Genomic DNA, 3,723 nt, shown 5'->3' with positions numbered 1-3,723 from the left:
GCGGCGAAGGCGACAGACTGCGCGACCAGCCGCCGGGCACCGGTCGCGCGGGCCGCCGCGATCAGGGTGGCGGTGGCCTCGGTGCGCAGTCGCGCGGTCAGGGTGAAGGCCTCGGCGGGGTCGGTGAACATCTCGCGCAGCGCCGACAGTTGGTGGACGACGACTTCGGGGCGGGCCTGCGCGACGGCGTCCGACAGGGCTTCGGGGTCGAGTGCGTCGGCGACGACGACCGTGTCCGCCTCCGGGGCACGGCCGCGGGACTCCTCCCGGACCAGCGCGCTCACGTGGTGGCCTCGCGCCCGCAGTGCGCCGACCAGGGGGTGGCCGATCACTCCGGTGGCACCGGCGACAAGTATCCGCATGCGGTTCAGTCCTCTTCGCTGTTCTCGTCGTGGGTGAGGGGCGTGCGTACCCGCATCAGCAGGCGGCACGCCTTGTCGCCGTCGCGCAGGCACGACTCGGCGCGGTTCTCGGTCAGGGTGACGCCGAGGCCCTCGGACCAGCCCGCGTGGATGCCGGTGCACGGGCAGCGGTAGCCGTCCAGCGACCCGGCCATCCGCACCATGGTGACGGCGAAGCTGCGGCGGAGCGTGAGGACGATCAGACCGTCCCGCTCGGTCACCTCCTCGACCGCCGTGGACGCGTTGCGCAGCTCCGGCGGGAACATCCGGTCGCCGCAGTCGTCGTAGCGGCGGCGGAGTTCCTCCAGGTCCTTGCCGGTGTCGCCGGTGTCGGGGAGCGGGCCGCGGAGGCGTCCGACGCGCTGTCCGACGTGCGTCGCGACCTTGCGCAGCGCCTCGGCGTTCAGCTCGTTGGCGGCGTCCTGCCCGAACCGGTCCGACACGGCCTGGTACCAGTTCGCGTCGTGCTGCCACCACAGCCGGTACGCCTCGCCGGCTCGGGCGCGGTGGTTGACGTCGTCGGTGCCTGTGCTCATGGCCGCTCCTTGGCCGTGGCGGCGGTGAGGCGGTCGCGCATCACGCGTTTGAGGACCTTGCCGGTGGCGCCCTTGGCGATGTCGTCGGGCCGCATGCGCAGGGCGCGGGTGACGGGCGGGAGACCGGCGGCCCGCAGGGCGGTGTTGACGCGGTCGGTCAACTCCTCGTCCGTGGCGCCCTCTTCGGCGAGCTGGAGCAGCGCGTACGCCTCCGCCACCCCGTCGCCGTCCCAGTCGGCCCGTACGCCGCTGTCCGCGACCCCGACGACCGTGCAGTCCGCGAGTCCGGGCAGTTCGCGCAGCAGGAGTTCCTCGGTGCGGGTGCTGAAGACCATGCCGGAGGTGGTGCGGACGGCGTCGGGGGCGCGGTCGAGGTGGTAGAAGTTGCCGTCCTCGTCCTGGTGGGCGAGGTCGCCGGTGAGCCAGTAGCCGCCGAGCCGCAGCCGGTTCCAGGTGACCGAGTCGTTCCAGTAACCGGGCGTGAGAGTGGGGGACTTGAGGCCGAGGCGGCCGATCTCGCCGGGCGGCAGCGGGGTGCCGTCCTCGGCGAGCACGGCGGCCTCGGCGAAGCTGATCGGCCTGCCGACGCAGCGCGAGTACGCCGAGGTGTCCTTGGTGTGCCGGTTGTGGAAGACGGAGTAGCCGGCCTCGGAGGAGCCGAGTCCGTCGACGAAGACCGAGCCCTCGACGCGGGTCCGCCGCAGGTCCTTGCCGATCGTCCGGTGGCTGCCGTGCCGTACGAGGGCCCGGATGTGTGCCTCGTGCGCGGCGTCGCCGGTGTTGAACCACACCTGCACGCTGGACAGGTCACGGTTCGTCAGGTCCTCGGCGGCCATCTCGCCGAAGGTCCCGGCGAAGGCCAGCACGGTGGTGGGCCTGAACTCCTCGATGGCGTCCAGGACTTCGGTGCCGCGCCGGCTGGAGAGCAGTTTGATGTCCGTGCGCAGCAGGAGGCAGTACAGCAGCGTCGCGACCATCGCGTTGTGGGCGCCGGGCAGTGCGACGAGGGTGCGTTCCATGTCGGTGCCGGTGGAGTAGCGCAGGCGGTGCAGTTGCGCGTACATCAGGGTCCGGTGGGTGTGCGGAACTCCCTTGGGCATGCCGGTGGTTCCGGACGAGTGCGAGATGAGCACCGGGTCCGTCGGGTCGTGCCGGTAGGGGTGGGAGGCCGGGAGCGCGGCGCGGTGTCCGGGGCGGATGTCGGCGGCGGTCGCGCAGAAGCCGAGCGCCGGTCCGGGTCCCGCGAGGACGTCGTGGTGGGCGCGGTCCGTGAAGGCGCCCACGGCGCCCTGCCGTCGTACGTACTCCCGCGCGATGTCGGGCGGGAGGTTGCCGTTGACGAACGACGGGATCGCGCCGAGGGAGGTCAGCGCGAGGAAGTTGACCGCGAACTCGGCGCTGGAGTGGGAGTGCAGGGCGACGGGGTCGCGGGGGTGGACACCCTGGGCGGTGTACCAGCCCGCGTAGGTCTCGACGGCCTCGTTCAGCTCGCCGAGGGTGAGCTGCGTGGGGTGACTGCCGTCGGGGGCCTGCCAGTCGCCGTCCACGCGGAGGACGACCTCGTCGCGTGGACGGTCGTACGCGGCGAGCCGTGCCAGGATGTTTCCGGCGCCCAGGGCGGGGTCGGAGCAGATGCGGGCGCGCTCCTGCCTACTGATGAGCATGGGGGCGGCTCTCCGTGTCGGGGTCGGTGCGGTGGAGGGTGGCCAGTTCGAACAGGCTCTGGATGCCGCCGAGTCGGCCGGCGAGGCCGGCGGCGGAGTTCTTCGGCGCCTCTGCCCTGTCATCGGTGCGGCCGAGGAGGAGTGCCGCCGCCAGGCCCGCCTTCGCGGGGAGCGACGGGACCGGACGCCCGCTGTCGGCGGCCAGTTCGCGGTGGACGGCGGCCAGCCGTTCGCCGCCGCCGAGTTCCACGCCCAGGACGAGGACCCGGTCGAGCTCCGGGTCGTCGAGCAGCACGTCGGCCATGGCGAGGAGTTCGGTGAGCGGGTCGGTGAGCGTGGAGAGGCTGAGCATCTGGCCGGTGATGCCGAACTCCCGGCTCAGGTGTCCCAGCACGGAGTTGGCGGTGGCCTGCATGAACAGCAGCGGGTTGTGGACCCGCCCGGCCACCATGCGTGAGCTGGCCAGGTCGGCGGTGGTGGTGTCGCCCGTCAGGCTGGCCAGCGCGACGGCCGTACGGTCACCGTCGCCGGGGTGCGCGGTCAGGCACCTCGCGGCGACCTCGTACGCCAGCGGGCTGAACGCCGATTCCACGAAGCCGGGCAGTTTCGGCAGCGCGATGTCGTCGCCCCGGCCGGTGCCGTGGGTCGCGGTGGCGGCGGCGAGGACGGTGAGGGGGGTCGCGCGGGTCGTCGTCATGGCCGCTCCAGGACGAGTGCGGTGTTGGCGCCCCCGAAGGCGGCGTTGACGGTGAGGGCCCGGTGCGGGTCGGCGGGGCGCGGGTCGTTCGGGATGTAGTCGAGGTCGCACTCCGGGTCGGGGGTGCCGAATCCGGCGGTCGGCGGGAGTACGCCGTCCAGCAGGGCCAGCGTCGTGATCACGAACTCCACGACGCCCGCGGCCTCCAGGAGGTGACCGGTGGTGCTCTTCGTCGAGCTGACCGGGATCGACTCGGCGAACTTCGGGAAGGCGGCGCGCAGGCCCCGGGTCTCGGCGCCGTCGTTGTGCCGGGTGCCGGTGCCATGGGCGTTGACGTAGTCGAGGGACGCCCCGTCCGGGTCCCCGGCCTGCCGCATCGCCCGCTGTACGGCGCGGGCGAGCCCGGCGCCCTCGGGGTGCGGCTG

Annotated in this window: 4 protein-coding genes and 1 pseudogene; all 5 read right to left on the bottom strand. The window is 73.0% G+C overall.

Annotated features, from left to right (window positions below):
* Positions 1–362, bottom strand: a 362-nt coding sequence (locus ACVNF4_RS33720; protein ID WP_461806679.1) for an NAD-dependent epimerase/dehydratase family protein, incomplete at its 3' end; no start/stop codon positions are given.
* A 5-nt stretch (positions 363–367) separates the two neighbouring features.
* Positions 368–937 carry a hypothetical protein gene (locus ACVNF4_RS33715; protein WP_461806678.1) on the bottom strand — a complete coding sequence of 190 codons (570 nt, stop codon included), beginning with the start codon at positions 935–937 and terminating at the stop codon, positions 368–370.
* On the bottom strand, positions 934–2,601 hold the full coding sequence (locus tag ACVNF4_RS33710; RefSeq protein ID WP_461806677.1) for a class I adenylate-forming enzyme family protein: 1,668 nt from the start codon (positions 2,599–2,601) through the stop codon (positions 934–936). Before ACVNF4_RS33710 ends, ACVNF4_RS33715 begins: the two co-directional genes overlap by 4 nt.
* Positions 2,588–3,298 carry a hypothetical protein gene (locus ACVNF4_RS33705; protein ID WP_461806676.1) on the bottom strand — a complete coding sequence of 237 codons (711 nt, stop codon included), beginning with the start codon at positions 3,296–3,298 and terminating at the stop codon, positions 2,588–2,590. The genes ACVNF4_RS33710 and ACVNF4_RS33705 overlap by 14 nt, the downstream gene beginning before the upstream one ends.
* A pseudogene (locus ACVNF4_RS33700) lies at positions 3,295–3,723 on the bottom strand (beta-ketoacyl-[acyl-carrier-protein] synthase family protein); the annotation flags it as partial. The gene ACVNF4_RS33705 and the pseudogene ACVNF4_RS33700, both read right to left, overlap by 4 nt.

The organism is Streptomyces sp. S6, from assembly GCF_054880855.1.
This window is presented reverse-complemented; position numbering and strand designations above follow the sequence as displayed.

Coding starts and splice junctions, on each gene's coding strand:
- ACVNF4_RS33715 (WP_461806678.1), bottom strand. CDS start 937: ATGAGCACAGGCACCGACGACGTCAACCACCGCGCCCGAGCCGGCGAG.
- ACVNF4_RS33705 (WP_461806676.1), bottom strand. CDS start 3,298: ATGACGACGACCCGCGCGACCCCCCTCACCGTCCTCGCCGCCGCCACC.
- ACVNF4_RS33710 (WP_461806677.1), bottom strand. CDS start 2,601: ATGCTCATCAGTAGGCAGGAGCGCGCCCGCATCTGCTCCGACCCCGCC.